Genomic DNA, 25,811 nt, shown 5'->3' with positions numbered 1-25,811 from the left:
GAACTGGACAGTCTTCATCAGTTTTCCTGAGGTGGGAGGCTCAACCGCCGGCGCATAGAGATGGCACAGCTCGGCCAACACCCCAGGACAGGCGTCCCTGTATGATGGTCAGCGTCCACTGACCGTTCGAATACGTCGTTCCTTCCGGTCCCTTGGAGGGCAGATCGACCTCGGCCGCGTCGTTGACGGATACAGAAGCGCGACCCCCGAGGAGACGCACTGCCAGACGCGTGCCGTCCTGGCACTCGTAGTGACTGACCGGGTAGGGATTGCCCACGCCGATCGACGTGCCAAACGCGGAATGCTTGAAGCTTACAATCATGATGGCGCTGATTGCCGCGATCGATAGATTTTTTAGCACAATAGTCCTCCCAACTGGCGCATCGACGTGGATGAAAACAGAGAACCATGTCTTCCCTGCGGACCTGCGACTTTCGGACCGAGATTCGTCGCATCGACCAGAACGCCGGACATGTATCAATTGATCGGCAAACGCCTTCGCGGAGATGCTCTTTGAACAGGCGGGATACTTCCGCTGGCTCACGCCAATGGCCCCGCCGGCCTTTGCCAGGCTCGCTTTTGCTCCCGTCCAAGCTTGTATTCAGCCGTTTCAACAAATCCCAGTAGGCTTCCTAGCACCAGCGAGCCCAGAGCGCACTCAGAAGGGCGAGATGCACTGCCGGCGTGGGCCATTGTAGGGCTGCCAGCTATTGTCCGAGACCCGGTAGGAGCGGTACCGCTGCGAGCACCAGTTCACATGGTTGTTCCAAGCGCTGTGATTGTGCTGGCGGGCAGCCGAGATCGCCATCCCGCCGAGCAGCATTCCGCCAATGAGGCCCGCGGCGACGGCGCCGCTATTGTTCCTCGAATGCCGGTGATGGCGTGGCGGACGCGAGGGCCGATAATGGGGCGGCCTGTGGTGCGGTGGCCGTACTCCATGTCCCGGTCGATGGCGGGAAGGCCTCCTTAGGTCGATGTTCGTGACCGTATCGGAAACCGACGGCCTTAGCGCTCCGACGGGCATTGCCCAGGTGGGGGCTGCCATGCTTGCGATGATCGCAGCGACGATGATGCGCCTCATATGCTTCTCCGTGGACTTCATCCCGCCGTGCGACCTGCTGCTGCGGATGGCATCAAAGCCAAGTAATTTAAGGCAGTACCTGGTTTTCTTGGAATATGCGGTGAATCCCAAACGTGGATCGAGCGTTTATTTCTTGCTTGCGGTATGAATGAGGCTAGTCGAACAGCATGTCTTTCCGCCAATGACGCCCGTCGCGACAGGCGCCACCAGTGTTGCTCGAATGCCGGTGGCGATGCGGGACGGAGGGCCAGTGGTATGGTAGCGGTGCGCCGGTCTTTAGCGAGCTAGCGACAGACCCTCTCGACGCCTCGCTTGGACGATAATCACCTCCTGGGGAGGCTCTCACCCTGCGGAAAATCACCGCCCGGAGCGGCCTCTTGGCGTCCCGGCGACAAAGGCGCGCCCAATGCCATGCGCGCTACCTTCAAATGGCCTGCCATGCAATCAACACATAGAGAACTCGCGATGAAATTCGATCTGAAATCGCCGCCCGGCAAGCCCCGGCCCAATGTCGCGTAAACTCCGAATAAATCGGAAGGCACATTCACTTTTTCTAGTGTCGATTTAGATTGTCGTGACATCGTAAATCCACCGAATTCGATGTCACAGAATTGAATAATAATCGAACGTGCAAGTTACAAATTTGCAATATTAGTGAAAATAACTATACATATCGTCTTTATAAATACTATGGAATGAAAATGACAAAACTTTCATGATATGGCAATGATGCCGTAATGTAGGTTCTTCTAACCATCATGGCCAAGGATGCTCAGTGCATCTCACTCAAAAGGATGGAACCCCATGAATATTGTCCCCAATTCGCATTCCGGAACTCGTCGGCGCCTGGCGGCGGCTGTAGTGTCGCTGAGCGCTGTAGGCGCTGTAGGCGTCGGAGCTGTTGTTTCCGGCACTGCCCCCGTGCTGGCCGACGCGGTGCATGTCCAGGCGCCGCAGATGCCGAGCTTCGCCGATGTCGTCGAGCAGGTTTCGCCGGCGGTCGTCAGCGTCAAGGTCAAGTCCACGGTCCAGCCGGTCGCCGACGACGGTTCCGACGATCAGGATGGTTTCGAGAACCTGCCCGACAACCGGCAGCAGGGCGGCTTCAAACATGGTGACGGCAAGCCGCGCCCGGTGGCACAGGGTTCAGGCTTCTTCATCTCGGAGGACGGATATCTCGTCACCAACAATCACGTCGTCTCGGAAGGCTCGTCCTTCACCATCGTCACCAGTGACGGTAAGGAACTCGACGCCAAGCTGGTCGGCACCGATCCGCGGACGGACCTGGCTGTGCTGAAGGTCGATGGCGGCGGCAAGTTCACCTATGTCGACTTCGCCGACGACTCCAAGATCCGCATCGGTGATTGGGTGGTGGCAGTCGGCAACCCGTTCGGCCTCGGCGGCACCGTCACTTCCGGCATTGTATCCGCTCGGGGCCGCGATATCGGCGCCGGCCCCTATGACGACTTCATCCAGATCGATGCTCCGGTCAATCATGGCAATTCGGGGGGCCCGACTTTCAATCTCAATGGCCAGGTGATCGGTATCAACACAGCCATCTTCTCGCCGTCGGGCGGCAGTGTCGGCATTGGTTTCGACATCCCGGCCTCGACCGCCAAGCAGGTCGTGGAAGACCTGATGAAGGAAGGCTCCATCAAGCGAGGTTGGCTCGGCGTCCAGATCCAGCCGGTCACCGCTGAAATTGCTGAATCCCTTGGTCTGAAATCCGACAAGGGCACACTGGTCTCGAACGCCCAGGACGCTGGTCCCGGCAACAAGGCAGGCATTGCCGCCGGTGACGTCATCACCCAGGTCGACGGCAAGGATGTCGCCTCGCCGAAGGAACTCGCCCGCACGATCGGCGCCTATGCGCCGGGAAAATCGGTCGATCTTACCGTATTTCGTGACGGCAAAAGCCGGACGATCAAGGTCGATCTCGGCACACTGCCGTCCAGCGACAAGCGGGCCTCCGGCGATGACGGCAAGCAGGTCGCGCCTGCCAAGGCCGACGCATTGGCCGATCTTGGCCTGACCATCACCAAGTCAGACGATGGCAAAGGACTGGTCGTCACCGATGTGGATCCCAACAGCGATGCGGCCGATCGTGGCATCCAGCCGGGCGATGTCATCACCGCCGTCAGTTCGGCCAAGGTGAACACCACTGATGACGTCTCCAAGGCCATGGCCGAGGCAGCCAAGGCTGGCCGCAAGGCCGTACTGATGCAGATCACCCGCGACGACTCGAGCCGGTTCGTCGCGCTGCCCGTGGGCAAGGCCTGACAGAAGGCGGCCTGGAGCCTGTTGGTTTCGGGGCGCCCGCCCCAAATGCCGCCGCGATAGCCGCGGAACATCCAGCAATTTCCCGCGGCGATGTCTGCCGCCAAGCCGCTGCGGGAACAAGGAGCCGAGCACGTCAGTCCGTCGTCGTGCCTCGCTCCTGGCGGCAGCGGGCTCCCTTACGCCCGCTGCCGTTTTCCGCCATTTACATCAGTGGCAAATCGACTGCGGCGTGAACCTAAACAGATGTCGGGGCTCGCGGTGTTTCTTCTGCTCACCATGTTCGTCAGCACGCCCACGCTCGGCACGGGCCGCACGACGAGACTCCAGGGAGTGGTCCATCTCGGCATACTCGCCATGTTCCTGCTGATTTCGGCCGTGCCCTGAAGCCCCAGCTAGCCGCCTCTGTCGGCCTGTGCTGCAACCTTGCTGGCAAGATGGGTTTTGAGGGCGGCGAGGTCCTGTCGCGACCAGTCCTTCACGCCCAACACCGCACTCCAGGCTTCCACATAGTCCTGCGGCGCGTAGACATGGCCGTAGCCGATCGGCGTGGTTGTCGCCACGGCCATATCGAGACCGAGCTGCAGCATGGTCACCACCGGGTACCAGCTCAGTTGCGGCGAGACGTCCGGCCCGCGCGGCGCCTTCATCCAATCCGGCTGCCGGTAGGCGTCGCGATAATCGAAGAATACGATCGGGTCGCTGGCATATTGCAGGTAGACGATCCTCAGCGGGCCCCAGGGCGTGTCGGGCGCCACCGCCGGGCCGCTTTGGTTCATGAACCGGACCAGGCTGCTATTGCGGAAGATCGGCAGCCACTGCGGCGAGCCGTTGTTGCGCGTATCGCTCACCGAGCGCCAGATGCGGCTTTCGAAGGGCGGGCCGCTCCAGAGTGCGCCGCTGATCGGGTCGCTGAATATCTCGAACAGCCCGGCCGATCTTTCGGAGTTCATGGCGCCAAGGCTGAGCCCGTGCAGGTAAAGCCTCGGCCGCCACTGCTTCGGCAGGGTGGTCCAGTAGCCGTAGATTTCGAGGAACAGCGCCCGGGCCGTCTCGGCGCCGTATTCCGGCTGCGCCAGCAGCGACAGCGGACTGCTCAGATAGGAATATTGCGCGGCGACGCTGGCGACATCGCCGCGGCACAGATATTCGAGCGCATCCATCGAGGCCGGATCGATCCATCCGGTCCCGGTCGGCGTGATGACCACAAGCGTGGATTTGCTGAAGCCGCCCGCCCGCTTCAGCTCCTCCAGCGCGAGTTTCGCGCGGGCTTGCGCACTGTTCGCCGCTCCCAGCCCGACATAGACCCGGACCGGCTGTTGCGCCGGCCGGCCGGTGAAGGTCCCTATCTCGGCGGCGGCGGGACCGTCCGCGATGAACTCGCGGCCGGCGCGGCCGAGCTCGTCCCACCTGACCAGCGAGGCGGGGCTTCCGGTCCTGGAGGGTTCGCTCGGCTGCTGGCGCTCCGGTTCCATGAGTGCGTCGAACTTGGCGAACGAGGAATCGAGCGCGCCGAAGATCGCGCGGATCGCAACGTCGCTCACCAGCAACCAGATGAGCAGCACGGCGACAGCGGCGCCGGCGACATTCGCCAGGCGCCGGGGTATGTAGCGTCTCAGTGCCCCGGCGATGGCGCGCACCAGCCAAGCGACAAGGCGCGCCAGCGCGAGCACGACGATGAAGGTGCAAATGGCCAGGGCGCAGACATTGAGGGGATGAGCGCCATCGACAGCCGGCATGCCCATCACCGCGCGGATGGAGTTCTGCCACGCGCCGGATCGCCACAGTGCCACAACGGCAAGGCCGAGGCACGGGACCAGGATGATCGCCTTGGACAGCAAACGCGGCCGTGGCGGCAGTTCCGGAATCTCGAGATATTTCCACAGCCACCGCAAGGCGACGCCAAGGCTGTAGCCGATGGCGAAGCACGCGCCCGCCAGTACGCCTTGCGTCAGGTCGGTGCGGGGAACGAGCGTCGGCGTCAGGGCGGCCGCGAAGAATAGCATGCCGAGGGCCATGCCGACACCGGAGAGCGATCGCCAGATACTAAGGAAACGAGTAGTTGTCACTTGGGTGTTACGCCTCGAGTTGGACCGCAGGATAACGTTGGCCTATGGTTTTTATATCTTCGGAGACGCGCGTCCGCTATTGGCCTCCTAACCAGTCGGGCTCATGCCCTGGGTCAACATGCATCGACCCCTTTGCGGGACAAGACAGAGATACCACGCGTAGTAAAAAACTAGTGCTCCCCCGGTTCCTTAGGTTCGCCAGATCATACCAGAGAATATGAAGGAAACGGGTTGCCGAACCGTCCGCTAACGTCTTGACTTCCAGTAGAAGACGTCGACCCTCCGGGCCGACCATTGTCGTTATCCGCCATTAGGCTACGAAGCGGTTCGCCAAGGCGATTCGAGGCGATGGTCTAGACACTCGCCGATCGCATCGTCTGCGGATGGCAGCTTTGCGCCTCCAACCCGCCGTTTAGCTCCAAACCGCGTGAGCTAGGAAGCAGACGTTGGACTAGCCCGGCCAAAGGCCCTGAAGCCATGTGGCACCGCAGCGCCGGCAATATTCGTGAACCGAGTGCTACGTTTACCCAGCGCGCTGCTTGAGTTCAGGAAAATCTGGTCTCTGCGCCAACCTTGGCCTCAGGAACATCCCCATCTACCGCTGCCTTCTCCGCCACCAGTCAAGTATCCGCAGGCTGTGTGCGCCAGTCATACTCTTGCCGGAACCCAAGGATGTCGCGCAGCTTCCGATTTGAGATCGGTCCCTCGAATACATCCATGGCGCGTGTGACTGGTATGTTGGGTGCGTGCTTGCTGAGAAATTCCGCCGTCGGCATCTCGGCTACGATGTTGTCGTTGACTGCGTTGAATATCTGGAACCCCAAGCCGTCCTTCTCGATGCACAGATCGATGATCTGGCCAAGATCGCGCACGTCCATGTAGGTCCAGCCGTCGCGCCGCCGTTTCGAGGCGTCGGCCAGGAATTCCGGGAAGAGGCCATAGTCCCGCGGTTCGACGACTCCGCCGATCCGCAGGGCATAGACGTCGGCTCCAGTACGGGAGGCGAAAGAGCGCGCAATCTTCTCCCCCAGCACTTTGGAGAGACCATAGCTGTCGGTCGGATCGACGTCATAGTCCTCGTCCACCGGAAACGATGTGAAATCGCGGTCGCCTTCGGCAAAGCACACACCGTACACCGTTTCGCTGGAAGCAGTGACGATCTTGCGGATGCCAAGCTTGGTGGCGGCTTCGATCACATTGTAGGTCGACTGCACATTGGCGGCGAACATGGCGTTATCCGGTCGCAGGAATATCCGCGGGATCGCCGCGAAATGGACCACTGCGTCGACCGGGCCGCGGCTCCTTCCGCCGAAGTATTCGTTGAACCCGAAATGCAGCGTCAGTGCATTGTAGGTCTCGCCAGCGTCCGCAAGATTGGTGATGACGGTGTCGACGCCCTGCACATCGAGCGGCGTCAGGTCGAGATTCAGAACCTGATGCCCGCGCTCGAGCAGGTAGGGTATGACGTGACGGCCGATCTTGCCACTGCCGCCGGTGAAGATGATCCGCTTGCCCATGGCTTCCTCACAACGGATTTGTTTGATCGGGCAGTTCAATCCGCCCGGCCCGGTCGTCAGCTATTCAAAGATGCCGAAGCCTGGCACGGCGTGCTTGCGGACGCCTTCCATGTCGAGCTCGACGCCGATGCCGGGCACGTCAGGCACCACGATGTGGCCGTCCTCGACGATCGACTTCGCGCCGTCCGGAAGGCGCACGTAACTGTCCCACGCCTCCCGCTCTTCAAGCGCGTGCCACTCTAGAACGAGGAAGTTCGGAACGCTGGCGCAGACATGGCATGTCGCCATCGTGCCCAGCGGCGTCGACACCAGATGCGGCGCGAACGGCACATAGTACATCTCGGCGAGATTCGCGATCTTGCGGCTTTCCGCAAGGCCGCCGCATTTCGGCACGTCAGGCATGATGACGTCGGCGCCATAGTTCTGGAACAGTTCGCGGAAGCCCCAGCGCAGGTAGAGATTTTCGCCGACGCAGATCGGCGTCTTGGTCCGCATGCGGATCTGCTTCAGGGCCTCGACATTTTCCGCCGGGATCGGCTCTTCCAGCCAGAGAAGGTTGAACCGTTCCATCTCGGCCGCTATGCGGCTGGCGCTGAGCACGTCGTAGCGCGCGTGCAGGTCGATGCAGAGATCGACGTCGGGGCCGATCGCATCGCGGACCGCTGCAACACGTTCGACCATGAAGCGCAACTCGGCGCCGTTGATGGTATGGTTCACCGCGTCGAACTTCGCCGGGTGGCGCAGATTGTCGATGTCGAATTTCAGCGCCGTGAAGCCTTCCGCCACCATGCGGCGCGCGCGTGCCGCGCATCCCTGCGGCGATCCCGATTCCTCATCGCCATCGCCGCAATCTGCATAGAGTCTTATCCGGTCGCGGAACTTGCCGCCGAACAAGCGATAAAGCGGCTGCCCGGCGGCTTTCGCCGCCACGTCCCAGAGCGCCATCTCCAGCCCGGTCAGCGCGATGAGAAAGACGCCGGCTTGCGCACCGGAAAACACATGGTCACGGCGAATCTTGTCCCAGCAATATTCGACATTGCGCGGATCCTGGCCGATCAGTTCCGACTTCAGTTCCGAAATCAGCCCGACGATTGCGGCGGCGCCTGCATCGGGATTTGCCTCGCCATAACCGGAGATGCCGGCGTCCGTATCGATGCGGATCAGGGTCGCCTTGCCGTGATAGGCGACGACCGCTGTCCTGATGTCCGTGATCTTCATCGAAACCTCCTCCCCGTGATGGCGCGCGGCGCCTACAAATGCATATGGTCAGTTAGGTCAACTTGTCCAATAAGCATACAAGATGAGAAGATGGAACGTAAACCCCCTTTGAACGATTTTGCGCAAGTACACCTTGCAACGGAAGGTATCATTGAATCATTTGGGAAATTCGTGGCTCCGCGCCAAGCGCCATAAATCCGCCGGGACCTACTTGTTAGACGAGTATATAAGCGTATAAATTGGACATCAGCAGGGTGATAGCCCTGCCTGCCAATCAGGAGGAACAGGATGCAACAGCGACAGTTGGGATCGTCGCCGGTCAGGGTATCGGAGATCGGTCTAGGCACTTGGGGTATGTCCGGCGCCTTTTGGGGCGCGGCCGACGACGAGGAATCGATCCGGGTGATCCGACGCGCCGCGGAGCTTGGCATAACGCTGATCGACACGGCCGAAGCCTATGGACATGGCCATGCCGAGGAGATCGTCGGCAAGGCACTGGCCGGCCGTCGCGACAAGGCTGTTATCGCGACCAAGGTTGCGCCCAATCACCTCGAACCCGCCGCGATTGAGGCGGCGCTCGACGGATCGCTGAAGCGGATGCAGACGGACTATGTCGATGTCTATTTTGTCCACTGGCCGAACTCGGATTTTCCGATCGGCCCGACCATGGAGATGATGGAGCGGCTGCGGTCGTCCGGGCGTATCAAGGCAGTCGGCGTCTCGAATTTCAGCACCGCCGACATGGACAGCGCCCGTCAGCATGGCGTCATCGACGTGCTCCAGCCGCCCTACAACATGCTGTGGCGCGAGGTTGAGGCTGAGACGCTGCCCTATTGCCGCAAGCACAATATCGGCGTGATGCCCTATAGCGGTCTCGCCCAGGGATTGCTTACAGGGCTGTTGTCGCCGGACACCAAATTCGTCGAAGGCGATGAGCGCCGCACCACCGTTCTGTTCCAGCCGGGCACCTACGAGCGCGCGGTTGACGCCGTCGACGCCCTGAAGCCGATTGCGGCGCCCTACGGCAAGACGGTTCCGCAGCTTGCGATCCAGTGGCTTACCAGCAGGCCGGGCGTGAGTTCGCCGCTGGTCGGCGCGCGCACGGTCAAGGAACTCGAGGAAAATGCTGAGAGCACAGGCTGGGCGATTTCCGACGCGGACATCGCTGCCATCGACAAGATTACCGGACCGGTATGGGCGGAAATCAAAGACAAGGGCGACATGTTCGGTTTTCGCGCGCGCCAGCGCCAGGAACAGCAAGCAAAAAGCGCCTGATATCGGCCGCGTCCTCCCGGCGCGCAGCGGCGCGGCTAGCCCGATTGCTGGCTGCGCCGCTCGGGAGCATCGGCTGGCGATTTCTTATGGGGGCAGGCCAACGGCCGTGGTGATCTTCAGGTGCCGGCGCATCGCCTCTTCCGCCCGTTTTGCATCACGCGCCACGAGCGCCTCGTAGATCGCTCTGTGCATCTCAGTCGCCGAGGGCAGGGCATGAGGCACCTGGTTGCTGATGCGCCTGCTTGCCATCTGCCACCATCGGGAGGAGTACATGAAGCGGTCGAGGATTCTATTCTTGGCTGCCCGGCAAATCTCCATGTGGAAATCCAGATCGAGTTTCAGATAGGCGTCCGCATTGTCTTCGCTGGCCGACATCGCTGCCAGCAGAGTGCCAAGACGCTCGAGGTTCTCTTTGGTCATATGCTTGGCCGCGATGGCGGTGATGGCCGGTTCGATGATTATCCGCGTTGCGTGTGCTTCCGCCAAGATCTCGCGGGTCTGCTCGGGCGGCAGCCAGTCGATAAGCAATGGACTGAGATAGTCCCATTCGTCTGCGGGACGCAGCACCACGCGTCGTCCCTGCGCGATCTCGATCATGTCGAGAGACGCCAGGATCTTGAGCGCTTCCCGTGCCACCGCGCGCGAAACCCCGAACTCCTGAAGGATCTGCTGCTCCGACGGTCCCTGGCCGCCGGCGACGCCGCTGCTGGCGATGCGGCGCGCGAGCACGCCGGCCACCTGCTTGGGCAAAGTTTGAAGCTTGACCTCCATGGCATCCATCATTAACATCCACTTGTCTGATAAGCTTATAGGCTGATAGCTAGATATGCAGTCAACTTATCTCATGGTGCTCAGTAGCCTATAACTCGGCCTGCGGGAAGGGAGGATCGAACGGTGGAGCTCGTCCAATCCCGACTCCCGCTGTCCGAAATCAGGACCGATACGCCTTCGCGAACGCCCAGGCGCCTTGGAACAAACGTGCCTAATCGCCCGGCCGGCTCGCAAGCGTCGTTCGGGACGTAATCCAGGCAGTCTCGCTGCGGGAGGAGCAAGCCGCCGCGGATTTGCCGGAAAGGTTGAAGTTATCGGCCGACCCTTGGATGGGCCGACCAATCAAACCAAGGAGGAGATTATGATGTCCGCAAACCTATCGAGACGCAAATTCCTGGCCGCGAGCGCGGCAGTGACGGCCGGCTCGCTAGCCGCGCCATGGATCGCCAGGGCAGACGCGAACGAGATCACCGCACTGCTGATCACCGGCGGCCCGCTCTATCCCAAATACTGGGAAAAGATCATTCAGGATTTCACCGCCAAGACCGGTATCAAGGTTCGCTACGACTTGCTGGAATTCACCCCGCTGACCGCGAAGGTGGTCACGTTGAGCGCAGCGCGATCGAGCCAATACGATGTCTATAGCACCCATACGGCGCAGATCGATTCCTACTTCAACCATTTTGCGCCGCTGAACAGCTATTTCAGCGACAGCGAACTCGCGGAATTCTACCCGGTCGCTGTCAAGTATCTGCGCGATCCCAAGACCGGAAATCTGGCGGCCATTCCGCGCAACATGGATTCGCGCGTCCAGTACTACCGCAGCGATATCTATCAGGAAAAAGGCCTGAAGCCGGCTGAGACCTGGGAGGAGCTCGTCGACGTCGGGCTGAAACTGACCGGCAATGGCCATTATGGGCTGGTCGTGCCGGGGCAGGGCGATCCAGCACAACGCACCTTCAGCGATCTGCTCTGGCAAGCCGGCGGCGATTGGGTGGACCAGGCCAACAAGCCGGCCTTCAATTCCGAAGCCGGCATCAAGGCCCTGACCTTCTATCGCGATCTCATCCAGAAGCACAAAATCGTGCCACCCGATGCGGTCGGCTATCAGTGGAACGAGAATTCGACCGAATTCTCGTCCGGCACGGTCTATGCGAATTTCGATTGGCCGGGCGCCTTCGCGACCCTATCGAATCCGGAGACCTCACGTGTCGTCGGCAAGTGGTCGACTGCGCCCTACGTCAAGGACAAGGCCGCGATTTCATGCGCCATTTCGCATGCCATGGCGCTCAACGGACAATCCGGACGCAAGGACGCCGCCGTCGAATTCATCAAGTATACGGTCGGTCCGGAGGCGCAGCGGTTGCAGTTCGACCAATTCACCAACTTTCCCAGCAGCCAGGCGATCGCCAAGGAAGTGATATCAGCGGCAAAGGGGCCTCAGGCCGTGTGGCTGCAGCAGCTCGAGACGACGATAGCCAACGGCAAGGAATGGCCGAAGCTAGCCGGCTTCTCGAAAGTCTGCACGCTGATGTTTTCGGCCATCGAACAGGCCTTGACCGACCAGGTCTCTCCCGCGGACTCGCTCAACCAGGCGGCGACGGAGGCTGAGGAGATCATGCGTCGGGCCGGAGCTTACGATTGACGATGCCGTCCGTCGCGCAGCATACAGTGTCGAGGCGTCGGCGACGTTCGCCGCTGCCCTACACCTGGCAGAGAGGATACCTTCTGGCCAGCCCGGCGCTCCTCGTCATGCTGGCCATCCTGCTCTATCCGCTCGGATACTCTTTCACCATGAGTTTCTTCCGCTGGGATCTGAGCGGTTCGGCGCCCTTCATCGGGATGGCAAATTACACCGACGAACTCTTCGGCCGCCAGTTCAACCAGGCACTGCGAAATCAGACCATATTCAGCATCATTTCGATCACGATTGAAGTGGTGGCTGGAATGGCGATCGCCGTGCTCGTCAATGGCAAATTGCGCGGCATGCGGCTCGCGCGCACCTTGCTCCTGGTGCCTCCGATGATCGCGCCCGCAGTGGTGGGCCTGAATTTCCGGTGGCTGTTCAACACCCAGTACGGCCTGGTCGACGCGCTGTTGCGCATGTTCAACCTGCCCGACATTCCATGGCTCAACCATCCGACCTGGGCGCTCGTCTCGGTGATCGTCGCCGATGTCTGGCAGAACACGCCGTTGATGGTGCTACTGTTCCTTGCCGGCCTGCAGTCCTTGCCGCAGGAACCGCTCGAGGCGGCCACCGTGGACGGCGCCACGCCATGGCAGCGCTTCTGGCATATCGTGCTGCCGCTGATGCGTCCGATCATCATGATCGCCCTGATGCTTCGCATCATCGACACGTTCCGGACCTTCGACGTCGTCTGGCTGATGACGCAGGGCGGGCCGGGCGGCGCCACCAACCTGCTCACCGTCTATTCCTACCTGCTGGCGTTTCAGGCGGTGGATTTCGGACATGCGGCGGCCGTCTCCTACATTGCTTTGGGGATGTCGCTGTTCGTGCTCGGGCTCCTCTACGGAATACCGTGGCTGATTGCGAAACGGAGAGCGATATGAGCGAAGCCGCAATCGTTAGCGCACGTCCCAGGCCAAAGCGCCGGCGCCGTCGATTTACGGTGGGAACCGCCGGCCAGTATATGGCGCTGGCCCTGACCGTCGCGTTCACCGTCTTTCCGCTGGTATGGCTGTTCCTAACGTCGATCCGCAGTTCGGCCGACATCTTCTCGGTGCCGGTGCACATCATTCCCGAGACCGCGACGCTAACACAATACGTCTCCGTTTTCGCGGAGTACGACACGATGGACTATGTCTGGAACACCGTCATCGTCTCGACGGCGACGGTCATCCTCGTCCATCTGCTGGCCATTCCTTGCGCCTATGCCTTGTCGCGTTTCAGGATGCCGGGCGCCATGCTGATTTTCGGGCTGCTTTTGATCATGCGCATGATCCCGGTCATAGCGCTTGCCATTCCGCTCTTTGCCGTGTTTGCCGCCATGGGCATTCTCGACACCATCTGGGCGCTGATCCTGAGCCATACGGCGGCCAAACTGCCTGTCGCCATCTGGCTGCTTCTGGGCTTCATCCAGGACGTGCCGAAAGAGATCGAGGAGGCTGCCCAGTCGGACGGCGCCGGCACGGTGCGCACGCTGGTCCAGATCGTGACGCCGCTGATTGCTCCTGGTATTGGCGCCAGCGCGGTCATCACCTTCCTCTTCACCTGGAACGACCTGCTGCTTGCCCTGACCCTGACCTCAAGCAAGGCCGCGCAGACTCTGCCGGTCGGGCTCACCAACTTCGTCTCGCAATTCGGCATCGACTGGGGCGCGATGTCGGCAGCCGGCGTCCTGATGGTCATCCCGACCCTGGTGTTTGTCTGGTTTGCCCAGGGGCTGCTGGTCAAGGGTCTCACCACCGGTGCCGTCCGCGGCTGAATGGCGGACATGCACCCAGAACGCTCGACGGCTTCGACGACGGGATACGCAACTGAGTGACGATCGGTGGGGTCAGGGACCTCGCCGCGCAATCGGAGGATACGGAATGGCAGCTGATCAGATACCGGCGATATCGGACATTTCGCGGCCGCCGAGACAATTGGTCGATGCGCTTGCGGCGATCGGCTCGGCGACGCTGGCCAGCGAACTCTACCACAAGATGGGCATTCGCGACCCGCAGATACGGGGCCCGCGTCCATTGAGGCTGGGCCGCACAGCGGCGGGGCCTGCTCTCACGCTCCAGTGCATGCCGAAGCGCGAGGATCTCTACAACGAGACCGAATATGAGGAGCCGGAGCGGCAGTTACACCGTCACGTGCTCTATCCCACGCAGCCGGGCGACATGGTGGTGGTCGATGCGCGCGGCGATCTGGGAAGCGGCATCTTCGGCGAGATGATGCTGACCTATTTCGCCGGGCGCGGCGGGGCCGGCGTGGTTGTCGACGGCTGCATCCGCGATTCCGCCCAGGCGGCGGCTTTGGACATCGGCATCTGGGTGAGGGACGTCACGCCGAATTTCCACGCCCAAACCAACATCGTGCCGTTCGCCGTCAACGTTCCCATCGCCTGCTCGAACGTGCTGGTCATCCCTGGCGATATCATCGTCGCCGACGATGACGGCGTGGTCGTCGTGCCGGTCGCCCTTGCTCCAAAATTGGTCGAGCTCGCCGGCGCGCATATTGAGTGGGAAGAGTTTTCGCGCTCGCGCCTGGCGCAAGGGGGAGACCTGCGGAAATACTATCCGTTGAGCCCCGAGGGCGAGGCCGAATACCGAGCATGGCGGCATGCTCAACAAAAATGAGTGGTGCCGGACGGGAGGACAATAGGTGTCTGCAATTGAGATAGAACAGCTCGGCAAGAGCTTCGGCGCCGTGGAAGTTTTGCGCGATGTCAATATCGAGATCGCCAGCGGCGAGTTCGTGGTGCTGGTCGGTCCGTCAGGCTGCGGCAAGTCAACGCTGCTACGCATGATCGCCGGGCTGGAAGAGCAGACGACCGGCGAGATCCGCATCGGCGGGCGTGTCGTCGACGAGATGCCGGCCAAGTCGCGCGACATAGCCATGGTCTTCCAGAGCTACGCGCTCTATCCGCATATGAGCGTGGCCGACAATATGAGCTTCGCGCTTCGACTGGCGAAGGTCCCTAGGGAAGAGATTGTCTCGAGGGTCAAGGCGGCGGCCGAAATCCTTGGCCTGCAGGATCTGCTTGGCCGCATGCCGCGGCAGTTGTCCGGCGGCCAGCGCCAACGTGTCGCCATGGGCCGCGCCATCGTGCGCGATCCAGCCGCTTTCCTGTTTGATGAGCCGCTCAGCAACCTCGATGCCAAGTTGCGTGTCAAGATGCGCGCCGAAATCAAGAAGCTTCACCAACGGCTCGGCCGAACAAGCATCTATGTCACGCATGACCAGACCGAGGCGATGACGCTCGCCGACCGCATCGTGGTGTTGAACAAAGGCCGGATCGAACAGATCGGCAGCCCCTCCGAGCTCTACGAGAACCCAGCCAATCTGTTCGTCGCAAGCTTTATCGGCTCGCCGGAAATGAACCTGATCGAGGGCCGCATCGACAACGGCGCATTTGTCGCCGATCAGGGCTTGCGCTTACCCTTGCCGGCGGATGCTCGGATGGGCGACAGAGATGGGGTAGTCTACGGGATTCGTCCGCAGCACATTTCGGTTGGTGGCAACCACTCTCAGGCGAGGGTGCAAGTGGTCGAACCGACCGGTGAGGCCCAGGAGCTTACATTAAGTGCAGGTGGAGTGGACCTCGTGGCCGAGGTGCGGGATCAGCCGCCCTTCAAACTTGATCAAGAGGTTGGGTTGGAGATCATCGTATCCAAGGTGCATCTGTTCGATGCTCGTAGTGGCACCAGGATTGCTTAGGGCGCGCTGACGGGCGAAAAAGCAGCCCATTCCATCGCGAAACCACCGGTGATCGCCGTTTACCCATCGGCCGTCACGGCAATCGCCCGCGGCGCTCCGGCATGACCAGGGATCTCGGCACCACGCGTTGTTAGGCCACAGAGGAACGGACCGCATCAGACATAGTGCGGGCGTCGTCCTCGTTGCACCCCGGGCCATTCCGTGCTCCGTTAGCGCAGCGCCGCCGTTGCGGGCACCAAGCTTGCCGGACCGGCCATATCGTCCACACCGTTCGAGGCAATCATATGACCCAGAATATGGAAACCGATCCCTTCAACGTCTCCATGCGCAAGTTCCTGAAGCAGGTCGGCGTGACTTCGCAGCAGGCAATCGAGAAAGCCGTCGCGGAGAAGGGCCTGAAAGGACAGGGCCGACTGACCGTGAGGGCCGTCATCACCTCGGGGCCGGCAGGCTTGCGCCATGTCGTCGAGGGCGAGATCGATCTTGGATGAGAGCTGCGGCTTGATCGGGGTCGGCGGCTATTTGAAGAACCGTATCTGCCCGGCCGGCGATGGATCGTATCCGCAAAGCTCGGCGGCGCGGCTGGCGAAGATTTCCTGCCGCAGGAAACGCAGGAGCGCCTGGATCGGTTGCTGGAAGTAGGTCCGCTGCCGCATCAGGAGATCGAAACTTTCCCAGGCCAATGGAACGAAATCGAGGCCAGCGGCGCGGGCGGCCGCGCGCGTGGCAATTCCGCAATCGGCCCTGCCAATGCGCACGGCAGCCGCGAGATCGGGTCCGGTCAGGCAGGGCGGCTCCAACCGGTTGACGTCGTCTTGTTTCGCGCCGGAGTCCGCCAGCAATTGCGTGAGCAGCATGTCCGCGCCTGCGCCGCGTTGACGAACCGCGATGCGTGCGCCGGTCGCAAGGACGTCGGTCAGGTTGTTGAGCGATTTTGGATTGCCTGGCGCGAGCAGCAGGCCTTGCTCGCGGCGGGCGAATCCGACCAGCACCGCATCGTAAAGCCGCGGTCTGGTCGCAATCGCGGCGACATTCGGGTCCGGGTCGGGGCTGTGGAAATGGATCGCGGCGACAGACACCTCGCCGCGCAGCAGGCGTGTCACGCCGGCTTCCGTGCCTTCCGTCAGAAAGGCCAGGCCGGAGCCTGATTGGCGGAGAGCCCATTCGAGCAGGTCGTCCTGGCTGCCACCGACGATCGGCGGCGGCTCGGATTGCGTCATTCCTGCGGGCCGGACCAACCCCGACATGACCCAACGGTCGAGTTCATGCCGTGGAAACAGCCACTTGCCCGCCACCTTGCTGCACGGGACACGCTCCTCCGCAATCAGCTCATAAAGCTTGCGCTCACCAATGCGCAGATAGTCGGCGGCTTCGGACGTCGTCAGCAAATCCATCCTGCATTGATATGCATATTCCTGTTCAGGTTCAAGGATTTGACAGTGACGGAGGAGTTGCAGGACATTGACACGGGACAGGACTGCGAGGAGCAATGTCGGAAGGGCTGGGCACATGGCAACTGATCGCGAGCGGCGACGCCACGCTGTTTGCCATCGTGCGCCTGTCGCTCGCCGTGAGCCTTTCGGCTGTCGCGATCGCCATGGTCGCAGGCCTGCCGCTGGGCGCAATTATCGCGCTGGCACGTTTTCCCGGTCGTTCGGCGATCGTCGTGCTGCTGAACGGTTTCATGGGCCTGCCGCCGGTGGTGGTCGGGCTGACGGTCTATCTGCTGCTATCGCGATCCGGGCCGCTGGGTGAATTCGGCCTCTTGTTCACACCCGCCGCGATGGTCATCGCGCAGGCGCTATTGGTGCTGCCCATCATTGCCGCTCTGACTCGCCAAACGGTCGAGGATCTGTGGCGCGAGTACCGTGAGGAACTGACTGCGATGCAGGTCGGGCCGGCGGGCTTGGTCGCCACGCTTTTGTGGGACGGCCGCTTCAGCCTCGTCACGGCTCTGCTCGCGGGTTTCGGCAGGGCGGCGGCCGAGGTCGGCACCGTGATGATCGTCGGCGGCAACATTGATGGCTTCACCCGCACCATGACGACGGCAATCGCACTTGAAACCTCGAAGGGAAACCTGCCGCTCGCCATGGGGCTCGGCCTGATGCTGATTTTCCTCATCTTGCTGATCAACGCCGCCGCCTGGGGCGTGCGAGTTTGGTCCGAGCAACGGGCTGGCTAGGGATGCGGGCTGCTCAGAGCGATCTTCCACTTGTCCTCGATGACGTGTCGCTGGTCGCCGGTGCGACGACCATCCTGGACCGGGTGAACCTGACGATCGGGCCGCGCGCGCCGACTCTGGTCGTCGGCCCGAACGGGTCGGGCAAAACCTCCCTGCTGCGGCTCTGCATGGGGCTTGTTGCACCTTCTGCTGGAACCCTGACTTGGGGGGGACGAACGTTTTCCCCGCCGACACGGCGTGCAATCCTGTTCCAGAAGCCGGTGATGCTGCGTCGCTCGGCGGCCGCGAATGTCGCCTATGCACTGGCTCAAGCGGGCTGTCCGCGCCGGCTCCGGGCCCCGCGCGTGGAGGAACTGCTCGAGCGCGTCGGTCTTCTCGATCTCGCGACACGTCCGGCACGGCATCTCTCCGGTGGCGAGCAGCAGCGGCTGGCCCTCGCCCGCGCCCTGGCGCGCCAGCCGGAAATCCTGCTGCTCGACGAGCCGACAGCCAGCCTCGATCCGGCGGCGACGCGTTTTGTCGAGCAGATCATCATCACGGCTGCCCAATCGGGCACGAAGATCATCATGGCGTCGCACCATCTCGGTCAAGTGCGCAGAATCGCGGGAGACGTCGTTTTTCTGCTCCGAGGGCGCGTTTGCGAGCATGCCGACGCCGACGACTTCCTTGACCGCCCCGCGACCCCGCAAGCCGCTGCCTTCGTGCGCGGCGAGCTCGTGCTTTGATCAACTGGACCGAGATTGAGATGCTGACCCGCCGAATATTCTCTGCGCTTGTGGTGCTTCTGATGCTAGCAGGCGGCGCGCCTGCCCAGGACCAGTCGATCGTCCTGGCGTCGACGACCTCGACCCAGGATTCCGGCCTGTTCGATCACATCCTGCCGCTGTTCGAGAAGAAAACCGGCATCGGCGTGAAGATTGTCGCTCAGGGCACCGGTCAGGCGCTCGACACCGGTCGGCGCGGCGATGCCGACGTGGTCTTCGTCCATGCCAAGGCGCAGGAGGAGAAGTTCATCGAGGAAGGCTTCGGGGTGAAGCGCTTCGACGTGATGTACAACGACTTCGTCCTCGTTGGCCCCAAGAGCGACCCGGCGGGCGTCAGCGGGACCAAGGACATCGCAGCCGCGCTGATTGCCATCAAAGCCAAGAAGGCGGCCTTCGTGTCGCGTGGTGACAGGTCCGGCACCCATTCGGCCGAATTGGGTCTGTGGAAGACGGCCGGCATCGACATCGAGGCGGCCAGGGGCCCATGGTACAAGGAGATCGGGCAGGGCATGGGGGCGGCGCTCAACGCCGCGGCAGCCATGAACGCCTATACGCTTTCCGATCGTGGCACCTGGCTGTCGTTCAAGAATCGTGGCGAGTTGGACATCGCCGTCGAGGGCGACAAGCGGCTGTTCAATCAGTATGGCGTGATGCTGGTGAATCCTCATAAGCATCCAAGCGTCAAAGTGGAGGCCGGCCAGCGCTTCATCGATTGGCTGATTTCTCCGGAAGGCCAGAAGGCGATCGGAGAGTACAAGATCGACGGCCAGCAGCTCTTCTTCCCGAACGCGCAGCGCGGGCGTTCCTGAAGCTGGTTGCAAACAGGCTCGCGTCTGCTTCAATATCGCGCCATGACGAGAACGTTTTCTTCGACGGGCCCGCTGACTCTCCTGGAAGCGGCGCTCGACGCGCTGCTCCATGGTGTAATGCCCGTCACCCCCCGCTTGGTGCCGCTTGAACAAGCCTTGGGCTATGTCGCTGCCGGGATGCCGCCTGTCGTGCCGGCTCAGCCTGTGCGAGATATCGCTGCCATTGACGGCTGGGCGTGTCGCGCCCTCGACCTCGTGGGGGCATCAGCCTATTCGCCCTTAGTTTTGCCGGTCGCGCCGATCTGGGTCGAGACGGGTGAGGCCATGCCTGAAGATCGCGACTGTGTGCTGCAGGCCGGCCTCGTCGATTGCAGTGGACCGATGATCCAAGCAGCAGCTGAAGCCGTGCCCGGTCATGGTGTGCGCCGGGCGGGCGAGGATATGGCGGCGGCCCGCCCGCCAATGCTTGAGGGAAAGGCGATCGGCGTCGCCGACCTGCTGGTCGCCCGCAAAGTGGGGCTGAGCCAGCTTGCCATACGGAGCCCGCGCGTGCGCGTGATCGATGTCGCTGCCGACAGCCACGAGACATTCTCCATGCGGCTCGTGGTCGAGAGCCTGAGTGCCTCGGGCGTTTCGATCGTCGGTATAGAGACCGTAGAGCGCGACGCGGCATCGATCATTGTCGCTCTTGATGGCGAGGCCTGCGATTTTCTGCTCCTGATCGGCGGTACTGGTGACGGCCACGCCGACGTGACCGCCGAGGCTCTGGCGCGGCGCGGGGTGTTGATTGGGCACGGCATTGCCTTACGGCCCGGAGGGACAACGGCAATAGGCCGGCTCGGCAAGACACCGGTGGTCGCATTGGCCGGATCGCCGCACCAAGCCTTCGCCGGGTTCCTTGCGCTTGTCCAGCCAGTCCTGGACCGCCTGTCGGGCAGATCTGAACGGTCCGGCATCATCTTGCCGCTCTCGCGGAAAATCTCATCCGCGGTCGGACTTTACGAGCTCGTTCTGCTCGGGAAGGAACGGGAGATGTGGACGCCGCTCGCCGTCGGCGACTTTTCGCTGGACGCCATGCGGCTTGCCGACGCCTGGCTTGCGGTCCCGGGCGATAGCGAAGGGTATGCCGCCGGCACGCCCGTCTCCGCCTTTCCGCTCCGCAACTTTTGATCGAGTGAGCCGCTATGACGAATTCTCCATCATCGGCCGGGCAGAACAGCGGGCAGGAGCAGTTCCTGACGATATTGTCGCGCGAAGCTGCGCTGGCGCGCTTCGAGGCAGCGCTGTTTCCCCGCTCGTTGCCGACCGAGACGCGGACGCTGGCCGACGCGCTCGGGCTGGTTCTTGCCGAAGACGTGGCGGCGCCGGTCGACGTGCCGCCCTTCGACCGCTCCAATGTCGATGGCTTCGCGGTACGTGCCGCCGATCTGGCTGCCGCCTCTGAAACCCGTCCCGTTCGGCTTGAGCTGAATGCGGAAGCGATTGCCTGCGGCACGGTTCCGCAACTCCCCGTTCTGACCGGAACCGCCACGCCCATCGCAACCGGCGGGCCGCTGCCGCGTGGCGCGGACGCCATCGTCATGGTGGAGCATACGCATCCGGTGGGGTTGAGTGCCATCGAGGTGGGGCGCGGCATCTCGCCCGGCCAGTTTGTCTCCAATGCAGGATCCGACATGGCGCGAGGAGAGGTCGTGCTGCGCACCGGAACGCAAATCGGCTCGCGCGAAATCGGCATGCTCGCCGCGTGCGGAATCGCACAAGTGGCCGTGGCGCGCAGGCCACGCGTGGCCGTGCTCTCCACTGGCGATGAACTCGTTCAGCCGGGCGAGCTGCTGCGGGCGGCCGGCATCTATGATGCCAACGGACCGATTATCGCTGCGGCGGTCACTGAAAATGGCGGCGAAGCGCATTTTATCGGCGCCTTCCCGGACGACGAGGCAACACTTGAGACGGCTATGCGCGAGGCGCTCGCCGCCCACGACGTAATGATCCTGTCGGGCGGCACGTCCAAAGGAGCAGGGGATATCACGCATCGCATTATCGGCCGACTGGGCAAACCCGGCATCATCGCCCACGGCGTGGCGCTGAAGCCCGGAAAGCCGCTTTGCCTGGCGGTGTGCGGGGGCAAGCCGGTCATCGTCCTGCCGGGATTTCCGACCTCGGCCATGTTCACCTTCCATGACATGGTGGTACCCGCCCTGCGGCGCATGGCGGGGCTGCCGCCGCGCGTCGATGCTCAGGTCACCGCAAGCCTTCCGTTGCGGGTTCCTTCAGAACTCGGACGGACCGAATTCGCGATGGTCTCCCTTGTGCAAGGGCAGGGAGGATTGACGGCCTATCCGACTGGTAAGGGCTCGGGAGCGATAACATCCTTTACGCAGGCGGATGGCTTCATGCGCATCGAGGCCCTGGCCGATCACGTGCCTGCCGGTGCCGACGTAGCGGTGACGCTGTTCACGCCGCGGGTCCGCGTTCCCGACCTCGTCGTCATCGGCAGTCATTGCGTCGGCCTCGATCTGGTCGTTGGCGAACTTTCGCGTCGCGGGATTTCGGTGCGCTCGCTTTCTGTGGGAAGCCTGGGCGGTCTTGCGGCGGCCAAGCGCGGCGAGTGCGATCTCGCTCCCATCCATCTCTTCGACCCGAAGACGCGGAACTACAACGCGCCCTTCCTCGGTGACGGTCTCGAACTCGTGCCAGGCTGGCGCCGCATGCAAGGTTTGGTGTTCCGCCGAGGGGACGAGCGCTTCGAGGGCCTCGGCGCGGAGGACGCGGTCCGTGCCGCGCTCGCCGATCCCGATTGCATGATGGTCAACCGCAACCAAGGCTCGGGAACGCGTATCCTGATCGACCAACTCCTCGGCGCGGAACGCCCGGACGGCTACTGGAACCAGCCGCGCACACACAATGCCGTGGCCGCGGCGGTAGCGCAGAAGCGCGCTGACTGGGGCGTCACCATCGCGCCGGTCGCGCGTGCGGCCGGGCTCGGTCTTATCCCGTTGACCGAAGAGCACTACGACTTCGCGCTGGTTTGCGCGCGAAAGGATCGGCCCGCGGTGCACGCGTTCCTCGAAGTCCTCCAGGCCGACGAGGTGCATTCGGCGCTGGAGCGCGCGGGGTTCAGCCGGCCGGGTTAGCGGCAAGCAACGCGGCCAGCCGCTCGGCTTCGGCGAGGTCATCGACTGTGTTGGCGTTGAAGAACGGGTCCACCGGCTCTACCGGCCAGGATACGGTGGCAAGGCCGTAGCGACTGGTCCACCGGTCGATCTTGCGCAGGCCCTCGTTGGTCAACGCATGCCGCAATTCGTCCCGCAGGGCGACTTTCCAGAGCCCGATGACCGGATGCGTCTGACCGCCGGACGCCGCCACCGCCAAATCCGCCCCCTCGGTCATGCGCGCCCGCTGGAGGCGTGCAACGAGGTCGCGCGGCAGGAAAGGACAATCACCGGCGGCGCTGACCACCCACTCGACGTCGGGCCTGTTGTCCGCCGTCCAATCGAGCGCGGCGAGCATGCCGGCGAGCGGCCCAGGATAATCCTCGATCGTGTCGGCAACGACTGGCAGGCCAAAACGGGCAAAGCGAACGGGGTCGCCATTGGCATTAAGCACGAGCCCGTCGCATTGAGGTCCTAGCCGTTCGATGACATGCTCGAGCATCGTGCGTCCGCCGATCACGCGCGTCGGCTTGTCCCCGCCGCCCATGCGCCGACCCAGACCGCCGGCGAGCACGACGCCCAGCGTCATGGGCCGCTCAGTCGTCATGCTCGGCACCCTTGCGGCGGTGGCGCGGCGCTTCCTCATCGACCGAAGCGATATCCTGGTCGAAGACGATCCGCTCCTGGCCCGAAAGTGCGGTGAAGCGCTTGCCGCGCGCCCGGCCGACCAGCGTCAGCCCCACTTGGCGGGCCAGCGCCACACCCCAGGCGGTGAAGCCGGAACGCGAAACCAGGATGGGAATGCCCATCCGAACCGTCTTGATCGTCATCTCGGAGGTCAGCCGCCCGGTCGTGTACATGATCTTATCCCCCGGATCGATGGCGTGGCGGTACATCCAGCCGGCGATCTTGTCGACAGCGTTATGGCGGCCGACGTCTTCCATATAGCAGATTGGCGTGCCCTCTCTGCAAAGGACGCAGCCATGGATCGCGCCTGCCTCCAGATAGAGCGACGGCATGGTGTTGATTTTGTGCGTCAGCTCGTAGAGCCAGGAGGTGCGAAGCTCAGCGGGCGGGAGCGTGATGTCTTCGATCGCCTCCAGCACGTCGCCGAAGGCAGTGCCTTGGGCGCAACCCGAAGTCTGCGTTCGCTTTCTGAGCTTCTGCTCGTAGTCGGTGTTGCGCTCGGTGCGAACGACCACGACCTGGAGGTCCTCGTCATACTCGACGTCCGTCACCACATCGGTGGGCAGAAGCATGTTCTGGTTCAGCAGATAGCCGAGCGCAAGATATTCAGGATAGTCGTTGACCGTCATCATCGTGACGATCTCCTGAGCGTTGAGATAGAGCGTCAGGGCACGTTCGATCGGTACGCGGACCTCTACCGCCGCGCCTGTATGGTCGATGCCCGCAACCAGCTCCGTCAGCCGTTGGTCTTGCGGATCGGGTGTGATGATGGCGTGTTCCGGTTGGCGTAGCATCAAAGGCATGGCAGTCTCCTGACGTCGTATTCTGGCTCGCGCCTGCGCTAGCTTGCCGTATCTTACAGGCTGTTCAACCGAAGCTGATTAAAAAAAGCCGGATTGATGCGATTACGAAGAAGCCGACACGCTCGTAGAGTGGGAATATAAATGGCGCAAATCTCGGATGACTGCTTCGCTTTCGGCGGACAGATGCGGCCCATCGACGAGACTGCCGCGCTGATCGCCTCGAAACTCAGCGCCGTACAGGAGGTCGAGACGGTCCCGCTCTTGCTGGCGGATGGGCGCGTCCTGGCAAAAAAGATGGTGGCATCGCTGCCGCTGCCGCCCTTCACGAATTCCGCGGTCGACGGCTACGCCGTGCGAGGGGCAGATCTGCCGCAGACCGTCGAGACGGCATTCGCCGTTGCCGGGAGGGTTCAGGCCGGCATGGCGGCGAATGAACCTGTGCGGCCGGGCCAGACGGTACGCATCTTCACTGGCGCTCCAATGCCCGACGGGGTCGACACGGTGTTCATGCAGGAAGACGTGAGCATCGACGGCTCCGGCAGGATCCTTCTCCCGCCCGGCCTGAAAAAGGGTGCCAATGTGCGCCCTGCGGGTGAAGATGTCGCATTGGGCGAGACCGTCCTCCCGGCGGGCCATCGGATGCGGCCGCAAGATATCGCGCTCGCCGCCGCATTGGGGTTCACGGAACTCCAGGTTAGGCGCAGGATACGCGTCGCAGTGTTCTCGACCGGAGACGAAATCGTCGCGCCGGGAGACATGCGCGGACAGGCGCAGCTTTTCGACTCCAACCGTTTCATGCTGACGGCGATGCTCGCTCGACTCTGCTGCGACATCACCGATCTCGGTATCCTCGTGGACGATAGTAGCCTGATCGCTGAAAAGCTGAGCGAAGCGGCATTGAGCCATGACCTGATCCTGACTTCGGGCGGTGTGTCGACGGGCGAGGCAGATTGCGTGAAGGCCGCCGTCGAGAGTGCCGGAACCCTGGTGTTCTGGCGCGTCGCGATCAAGCCGGGCCGGCCGGTCGCCATGGGGGTGATCGATGGAACCCCGCTGATCGGACTTCCTGGCAATCCGGTGGCGAGCTTCGTCACCTTCGCGCATATTGCCCGCCCGGCAATCCTCGCCCTTGCGGGAGCCCTCCAGCAACCGCCGCCCCCGATCGCTATGCGGGCCGCCTTTTCCTATAGCAAAAAGCAGGGACGGCGGGAGTATGTGCGAGCAAGCGTACGCGCGGCCGCGGATGGATGCTACGAAGCGACGAAGTTTCCCAGGGAAGGCGCAGGACTGTTATCATCCCTGGTCGCGACCGACGGTCTCGTCGAGTTGGGAGAGGAGATAGTCCGTGTCGAGCCAGGTCACACGGTCCAGTTCCTCCCCTATTCCAGTCTTATGTGAGCGCCGTCGGATCGCGTCCTCGAAACGAGAGCCGCAACCCAGGCTCGATTGACGCGGCCAGGTCCCGTCGGGCATCATGCCGACCATGATAACCACGACGAAGTTGGATCTGACCGGGCTTAAGTGCCCTTTGCCAGCACTGAAGACTCGTAAGGCGCTGAAAGCCTTGAAGCCAGGCGAGCGGCTCGAGGTTCACTGCACGGACCCGCTGGCGGTCATCGATATCCCCAATCTGCTCAACGAGATGGGCGAGCAACTTGAAGCGACGGAACGCGACGGCGATCGCGTCGTGTTCATGATCGAAAAGACGCAGCCCGCGACGATGTGACGAGTTGCACCCCGTCGGCGGCGGCCCCAAGATTTGCGAGGCAATGCTTGCGCTGGTCGTGCAGGGGACATGTCGTGCCTCATAGTCGACA

At 62.5% G+C, this 25,811-nt stretch carries 25 protein-coding genes and 1 pseudogene; 17 read left to right on the top strand and 9 right to left on the bottom strand.

Annotated elements, in window-relative coordinates; all coding sequences use genetic code 11:
- Window positions 1-40 precede the first annotated feature (40 nt).
- On the bottom strand, window positions 41-361 hold the full coding sequence (locus tag FJ426_RS09560) for a hypothetical protein (protein WP_246675526.1): 321 nt from the start codon (window positions 359-361) through the stop codon (window positions 41-43).
- A gap of 297 nt (window positions 362-658) precedes the next feature.
- On the bottom strand, window positions 659-808 hold the full coding sequence (locus FJ426_RS31775; protein ID WP_224618859.1) for a BA14K family protein: 150 nt from the start codon (window positions 806-808) through the stop codon (window positions 659-661).
- Window positions 809-974: 166 nt separating this feature from the next.
- Here FJ426_RS31775 and FJ426_RS31770 point away from each other — a divergent pair, with 166 nt between their 5' ends.
- The 3 genes and pseudogenes from FJ426_RS31770 to FJ426_RS09545 form a co-directional block, all read left to right on the top strand.
- Entirely contained in the window at window positions 975-1,229 is a 255-nt protein-coding gene (locus FJ426_RS31770) for a hypothetical protein (RefSeq protein WP_224618816.1), read from the top strand.
- 656 nt (window positions 1,230-1,885) lie between these two features.
- Window positions 1,886-3,361, top strand: a complete 1,476-nt coding sequence (locus FJ426_RS09550) for a Do family serine endopeptidase (RefSeq protein WP_140521321.1) — start codon at window positions 1,886-1,888, stop codon at window positions 3,359-3,361.
- Between the two features lie 258 nt (window positions 3,362-3,619).
- A pseudogene (locus FJ426_RS09545) lies at window positions 3,620-3,745 on the top strand (ionic transporter y4hA); the annotation flags it as partial.
- Between the two features lie 8 nt (window positions 3,746-3,753).
- Here FJ426_RS09545 and FJ426_RS09540 read toward each other — a convergent pair.
- The 3 genes from FJ426_RS09540 to FJ426_RS09530 all read right to left on the bottom strand — a co-directional run bounded on the left by FJ426_RS09540 (window position 3,754) and on the right by FJ426_RS09530 (window position 8,162).
- Window positions 3,754-5,376, bottom strand: coding sequence for an alpha/beta-hydrolase family protein (locus FJ426_RS09540; RefSeq protein ID WP_140517423.1), 1,623 nt, complete (start codon window positions 5,374-5,376; stop codon window positions 3,754-3,756).
- Between the two features lie 671 nt (window positions 5,377-6,047).
- A complete protein-coding gene (locus tag FJ426_RS09535) occupies window positions 6,048-6,944 on the bottom strand; it encodes an NAD(P)-dependent oxidoreductase (RefSeq protein WP_140559914.1) in 897 nt (298 codons plus the stop codon).
- 60 nt (window positions 6,945-7,004) lie between these two features.
- A complete protein-coding gene (locus FJ426_RS09530) occupies window positions 7,005-8,162 on the bottom strand; it encodes a mandelate racemase/muconate lactonizing enzyme family protein (protein WP_140521323.1) in 1,158 nt (385 codons plus the stop codon).
- Between the two features lie 288 nt (window positions 8,163-8,450).
- Between FJ426_RS09530 and FJ426_RS09525 the strand changes: the two genes are divergently transcribed.
- On the top strand, window positions 8,451-9,437 hold the full coding sequence (locus FJ426_RS09525) for an aldo/keto reductase (protein ID WP_140559913.1): 987 nt from the start codon (window positions 8,451-8,453) through the stop codon (window positions 9,435-9,437).
- 84 nt (window positions 9,438-9,521) lie between these two features.
- Here FJ426_RS09525 and FJ426_RS09520 read toward each other — a convergent pair whose 3' ends face one another.
- Entirely contained in the window at window positions 9,522-10,217 is a 696-nt protein-coding gene (locus FJ426_RS09520; RefSeq protein ID WP_224680586.1) for an FCD domain-containing protein, read from the bottom strand.
- A 355-nt stretch (window positions 10,218-10,572) separates the two neighbouring features.
- Here FJ426_RS09520 and FJ426_RS09515 point away from each other — a divergent pair, with 355 nt between their 5' ends.
- The 6 genes from FJ426_RS09515 to FJ426_RS09490 all read left to right on the top strand — a co-directional run bounded on the left by FJ426_RS09515 (window position 10,573) and on the right by FJ426_RS09490 (window position 16,088).
- On the top strand, window positions 10,573-11,853 hold the full coding sequence (locus FJ426_RS09515; RefSeq protein WP_181172732.1) for a sugar ABC transporter substrate-binding protein: 1,281 nt from the start codon (window positions 10,573-10,575) through the stop codon (window positions 11,851-11,853).
- 2 nt (window positions 11,854-11,855) lie between these two features.
- Entirely contained in the window at window positions 11,856-12,779 is a 924-nt protein-coding gene (locus FJ426_RS09510; RefSeq protein WP_224618856.1) for a sugar ABC transporter permease, read from the top strand.
- The gene (locus FJ426_RS09505) at window positions 12,776-13,654 is read left to right on the top strand and encodes a carbohydrate ABC transporter permease (RefSeq protein WP_140825185.1); all 879 of its coding nucleotides are present in this window, start codon (window positions 12,776-12,778) and stop codon (window positions 13,652-13,654) included. The genes FJ426_RS09510 and FJ426_RS09505 overlap by 4 nt, the downstream gene beginning before the upstream one ends.
- A gap of 106 nt (window positions 13,655-13,760) precedes the next feature.
- On the top strand, window positions 13,761-14,516 hold the full coding sequence (locus FJ426_RS09500; protein WP_140521326.1) for a ribonuclease activity regulator RraA: 756 nt from the start codon (window positions 13,761-13,763) through the stop codon (window positions 14,514-14,516).
- A gap of 25 nt (window positions 14,517-14,541) precedes the next feature.
- Window positions 14,542-15,597 carry a sn-glycerol-3-phosphate ABC transporter ATP-binding protein UgpC gene (ugpC, locus tag FJ426_RS09495; protein WP_140559909.1) on the top strand — a complete coding sequence of 352 codons (1,056 nt, stop codon included), beginning with the start codon at window positions 14,542-14,544 and terminating at the stop codon, window positions 15,595-15,597.
- 284 nt (window positions 15,598-15,881) lie between these two features.
- Entirely contained in the window at window positions 15,882-16,088 is a 207-nt protein-coding gene (locus tag FJ426_RS09490; protein ID WP_140559908.1) for a DUF6494 family protein, read from the top strand.
- Window positions 16,089-16,115: 27 nt separating this feature from the next.
- On the opposite strand, the gene FJ426_RS09485 is transcribed toward FJ426_RS09490, so the two are convergent.
- Window positions 16,116-16,991, bottom strand: coding sequence for a helix-turn-helix transcriptional regulator (locus tag FJ426_RS09485; protein ID WP_140517421.1), 876 nt, complete (start codon window positions 16,989-16,991; stop codon window positions 16,116-16,118).
- A 95-nt stretch (window positions 16,992-17,086) separates the two neighbouring features.
- Here FJ426_RS09485 and FJ426_RS09480 point away from each other — a divergent pair, with 95 nt between their 5' ends.
- The 5 genes from FJ426_RS09480 to FJ426_RS09460 all read left to right on the top strand — a co-directional run bounded on the left by FJ426_RS09480 (window position 17,087) and on the right by FJ426_RS09460 (window position 22,486).
- Window positions 17,087-17,779, top strand: a complete 693-nt coding sequence (locus FJ426_RS09480) for an ABC transporter permease (protein ID WP_140499362.1) — start codon at window positions 17,087-17,089, stop codon at window positions 17,777-17,779.
- Window positions 17,780-17,781: 2 nt separating this feature from the next.
- Window positions 17,782-18,504, top strand: a complete 723-nt coding sequence (locus tag FJ426_RS09475) for an ATP-binding cassette domain-containing protein (RefSeq protein ID WP_140521330.1) — start codon at window positions 17,782-17,784, stop codon at window positions 18,502-18,504.
- Window positions 18,505-18,566: 62 nt separating this feature from the next.
- Window positions 18,567-19,352 carry an extracellular solute-binding protein gene (locus tag FJ426_RS09470; protein ID WP_246675529.1) on the top strand — a complete coding sequence of 262 codons (786 nt, stop codon included), beginning with the start codon at window positions 18,567-18,569 and terminating at the stop codon, window positions 19,350-19,352.
- Between the two features lie 42 nt (window positions 19,353-19,394).
- Window positions 19,395-20,522, top strand: a complete 1,128-nt coding sequence (locus FJ426_RS09465; RefSeq protein WP_140559960.1) for a molybdopterin-binding protein — start codon at window positions 19,395-19,397, stop codon at window positions 20,520-20,522.
- A gap of 14 nt (window positions 20,523-20,536) precedes the next feature.
- Entirely contained in the window at window positions 20,537-22,486 is a 1,950-nt protein-coding gene (locus FJ426_RS09460) for a molybdopterin biosynthesis protein (protein WP_140559907.1), read from the top strand.
- Here the strand turns inward: FJ426_RS09460 and mobA are convergent.
- Window positions 22,470-23,111 carry a molybdenum cofactor guanylyltransferase MobA gene (gene mobA / locus FJ426_RS09455; protein WP_181176934.1) on the bottom strand — a complete coding sequence of 214 codons (642 nt, stop codon included), beginning with the start codon at window positions 23,109-23,111 and terminating at the stop codon, window positions 22,470-22,472. The genes FJ426_RS09460 and mobA overlap by 17 nt on opposite strands.
- Window positions 23,101-23,985, bottom strand: coding sequence for a formate dehydrogenase accessory sulfurtransferase FdhD (locus FJ426_RS09450; protein ID WP_140559959.1), 885 nt, complete (start codon window positions 23,983-23,985; stop codon window positions 23,101-23,103). Before FJ426_RS09450 ends, mobA begins: the two co-directional genes overlap by 11 nt.
- A 150-nt stretch (window positions 23,986-24,135) precedes the next feature.
- On the opposite strand from FJ426_RS09450, the gene glp reads away from it, so the two are divergent.
- Window positions 24,136-25,392: a gephyrin-like molybdotransferase Glp gene (glp, locus tag FJ426_RS09445; protein WP_140559906.1), complete on the top strand. Its 1,257-nt coding sequence runs from the start codon at window positions 24,136-24,138 to the stop codon at window positions 25,390-25,392.
- A gap of 85 nt (window positions 25,393-25,477) precedes the next feature.
- The gene (locus FJ426_RS09440) at window positions 25,478-25,720 is read left to right on the top strand and encodes a sulfurtransferase TusA family protein (RefSeq protein WP_140559958.1); all 243 of its coding nucleotides are present in this window, start codon (window positions 25,478-25,480) and stop codon (window positions 25,718-25,720) included.
- The last annotated feature ends 91 nt before the right edge of the window (window positions 25,721-25,811 follow it).

It is taken from the genome of Mesorhizobium sp. B2-6-4 (assembly GCF_006441495.1).
Taxonomy (GTDB): Bacteria; Pseudomonadota; Alphaproteobacteria; order Rhizobiales; family Rhizobiaceae; genus Mesorhizobium.
The sequence above is the reverse complement of the archived record's forward strand: the minus strand, read 5'-3'. Positions and strand labels throughout refer to the sequence as shown.

What these genes read in the sequence shown, in the direction of transcription:
- FJ426_RS31775 (WP_224618859.1), bottom strand. Translation starts at nt 808, where the DNA reads ATGGCGATCTCGGCTGCCCGCCAGCACAATCACAGCGCTTGGAACAAC.
- FJ426_RS31770 (WP_224618816.1), top strand. Translation starts at nt 975, where the DNA reads ATGTTCGTGACCGTATCGGAAACCGACGGCCTTAGCGCTCCGACGGGC.
- FJ426_RS09550 (WP_140521321.1), top strand. Translation starts at nt 1,886, where the DNA reads ATGAATATTGTCCCCAATTCGCATTCCGGAACTCGTCGGCGCCTGGCG.
- FJ426_RS09540 (WP_140517423.1), bottom strand. Translation starts at nt 5,376, where the DNA reads ATGGCCCTCGGCATGCTATTCTTCGCGGCCGCCCTGACGCCGACGCTC.
- FJ426_RS09535 (WP_140559914.1), bottom strand. Translation starts at nt 6,944, where the DNA reads ATGGGCAAGCGGATCATCTTCACCGGCGGCAGTGGCAAGATCGGCCGT.
- FJ426_RS09530 (WP_140521323.1), bottom strand. Translation starts at nt 8,162, where the DNA reads ATGAAGATCACGGACATCAGGACAGCGGTCGTCGCCTATCACGGCAAG.
- FJ426_RS09525 (WP_140559913.1), top strand. Translation starts at nt 8,451, where the DNA reads ATGCAACAGCGACAGTTGGGATCGTCGCCGGTCAGGGTATCGGAGATC.
- FJ426_RS09520 (WP_224680586.1), bottom strand. Translation starts at nt 10,217, where the DNA reads ATGGATGCCATGGAGGTCAAGCTTCAAACTTTGCCCAAGCAGGTGGCC.
- FJ426_RS09515 (WP_181172732.1), top strand. Translation starts at nt 10,573, where the DNA reads ATGTCCGCAAACCTATCGAGACGCAAATTCCTGGCCGCGAGCGCGGCA.
- FJ426_RS09510 (WP_224618856.1), top strand. Translation starts at nt 11,856, where the DNA reads ATGCCGTCCGTCGCGCAGCATACAGTGTCGAGGCGTCGGCGACGTTCG.
- FJ426_RS09505 (WP_140825185.1), top strand. Translation starts at nt 12,776, where the DNA reads ATGAGCGAAGCCGCAATCGTTAGCGCACGTCCCAGGCCAAAGCGCCGG.
- FJ426_RS09500 (WP_140521326.1), top strand. Translation starts at nt 13,761, where the DNA reads ATGGCAGCTGATCAGATACCGGCGATATCGGACATTTCGCGGCCGCCG.
- FJ426_RS09490 (WP_140559908.1), top strand. Translation starts at nt 15,882, where the DNA reads ATGACCCAGAATATGGAAACCGATCCCTTCAACGTCTCCATGCGCAAG.
- FJ426_RS09485 (WP_140517421.1), bottom strand. Translation starts at nt 16,991, where the DNA reads ATGGATTTGCTGACGACGTCCGAAGCCGCCGACTATCTGCGCATTGGT.
- FJ426_RS09480 (WP_140499362.1), top strand. Translation starts at nt 17,087, where the DNA reads ATGTCGGAAGGGCTGGGCACATGGCAACTGATCGCGAGCGGCGACGCC.
- FJ426_RS09475 (WP_140521330.1), top strand. Translation starts at nt 17,782, where the DNA reads ATGCGGGCTGCTCAGAGCGATCTTCCACTTGTCCTCGATGACGTGTCG.
- FJ426_RS09470 (WP_246675529.1), top strand. Translation starts at nt 18,567, where the DNA reads ATGCTAGCAGGCGGCGCGCCTGCCCAGGACCAGTCGATCGTCCTGGCG.
- FJ426_RS09465 (WP_140559960.1), top strand. Translation starts at nt 19,395, where the DNA reads ATGACGAGAACGTTTTCTTCGACGGGCCCGCTGACTCTCCTGGAAGCG.
- FJ426_RS09460 (WP_140559907.1), top strand. Translation starts at nt 20,537, where the DNA reads ATGACGAATTCTCCATCATCGGCCGGGCAGAACAGCGGGCAGGAGCAG.
- mobA (WP_181176934.1), bottom strand. Translation starts at nt 23,111, where the DNA reads ATGACGACTGAGCGGCCCATGACGCTGGGCGTCGTGCTCGCCGGCGGT.
- FJ426_RS09450 (WP_140559959.1), bottom strand. Translation starts at nt 23,985, where the DNA reads ATGCTACGCCAACCGGAACACGCCATCATCACACCCGATCCGCAAGAC.
- glp (WP_140559906.1), top strand. Translation starts at nt 24,136, where the DNA reads ATGGCGCAAATCTCGGATGACTGCTTCGCTTTCGGCGGACAGATGCGG.
- FJ426_RS09440 (WP_140559958.1), top strand. Translation starts at nt 25,478, where the DNA reads ATGATAACCACGACGAAGTTGGATCTGACCGGGCTTAAGTGCCCTTTG.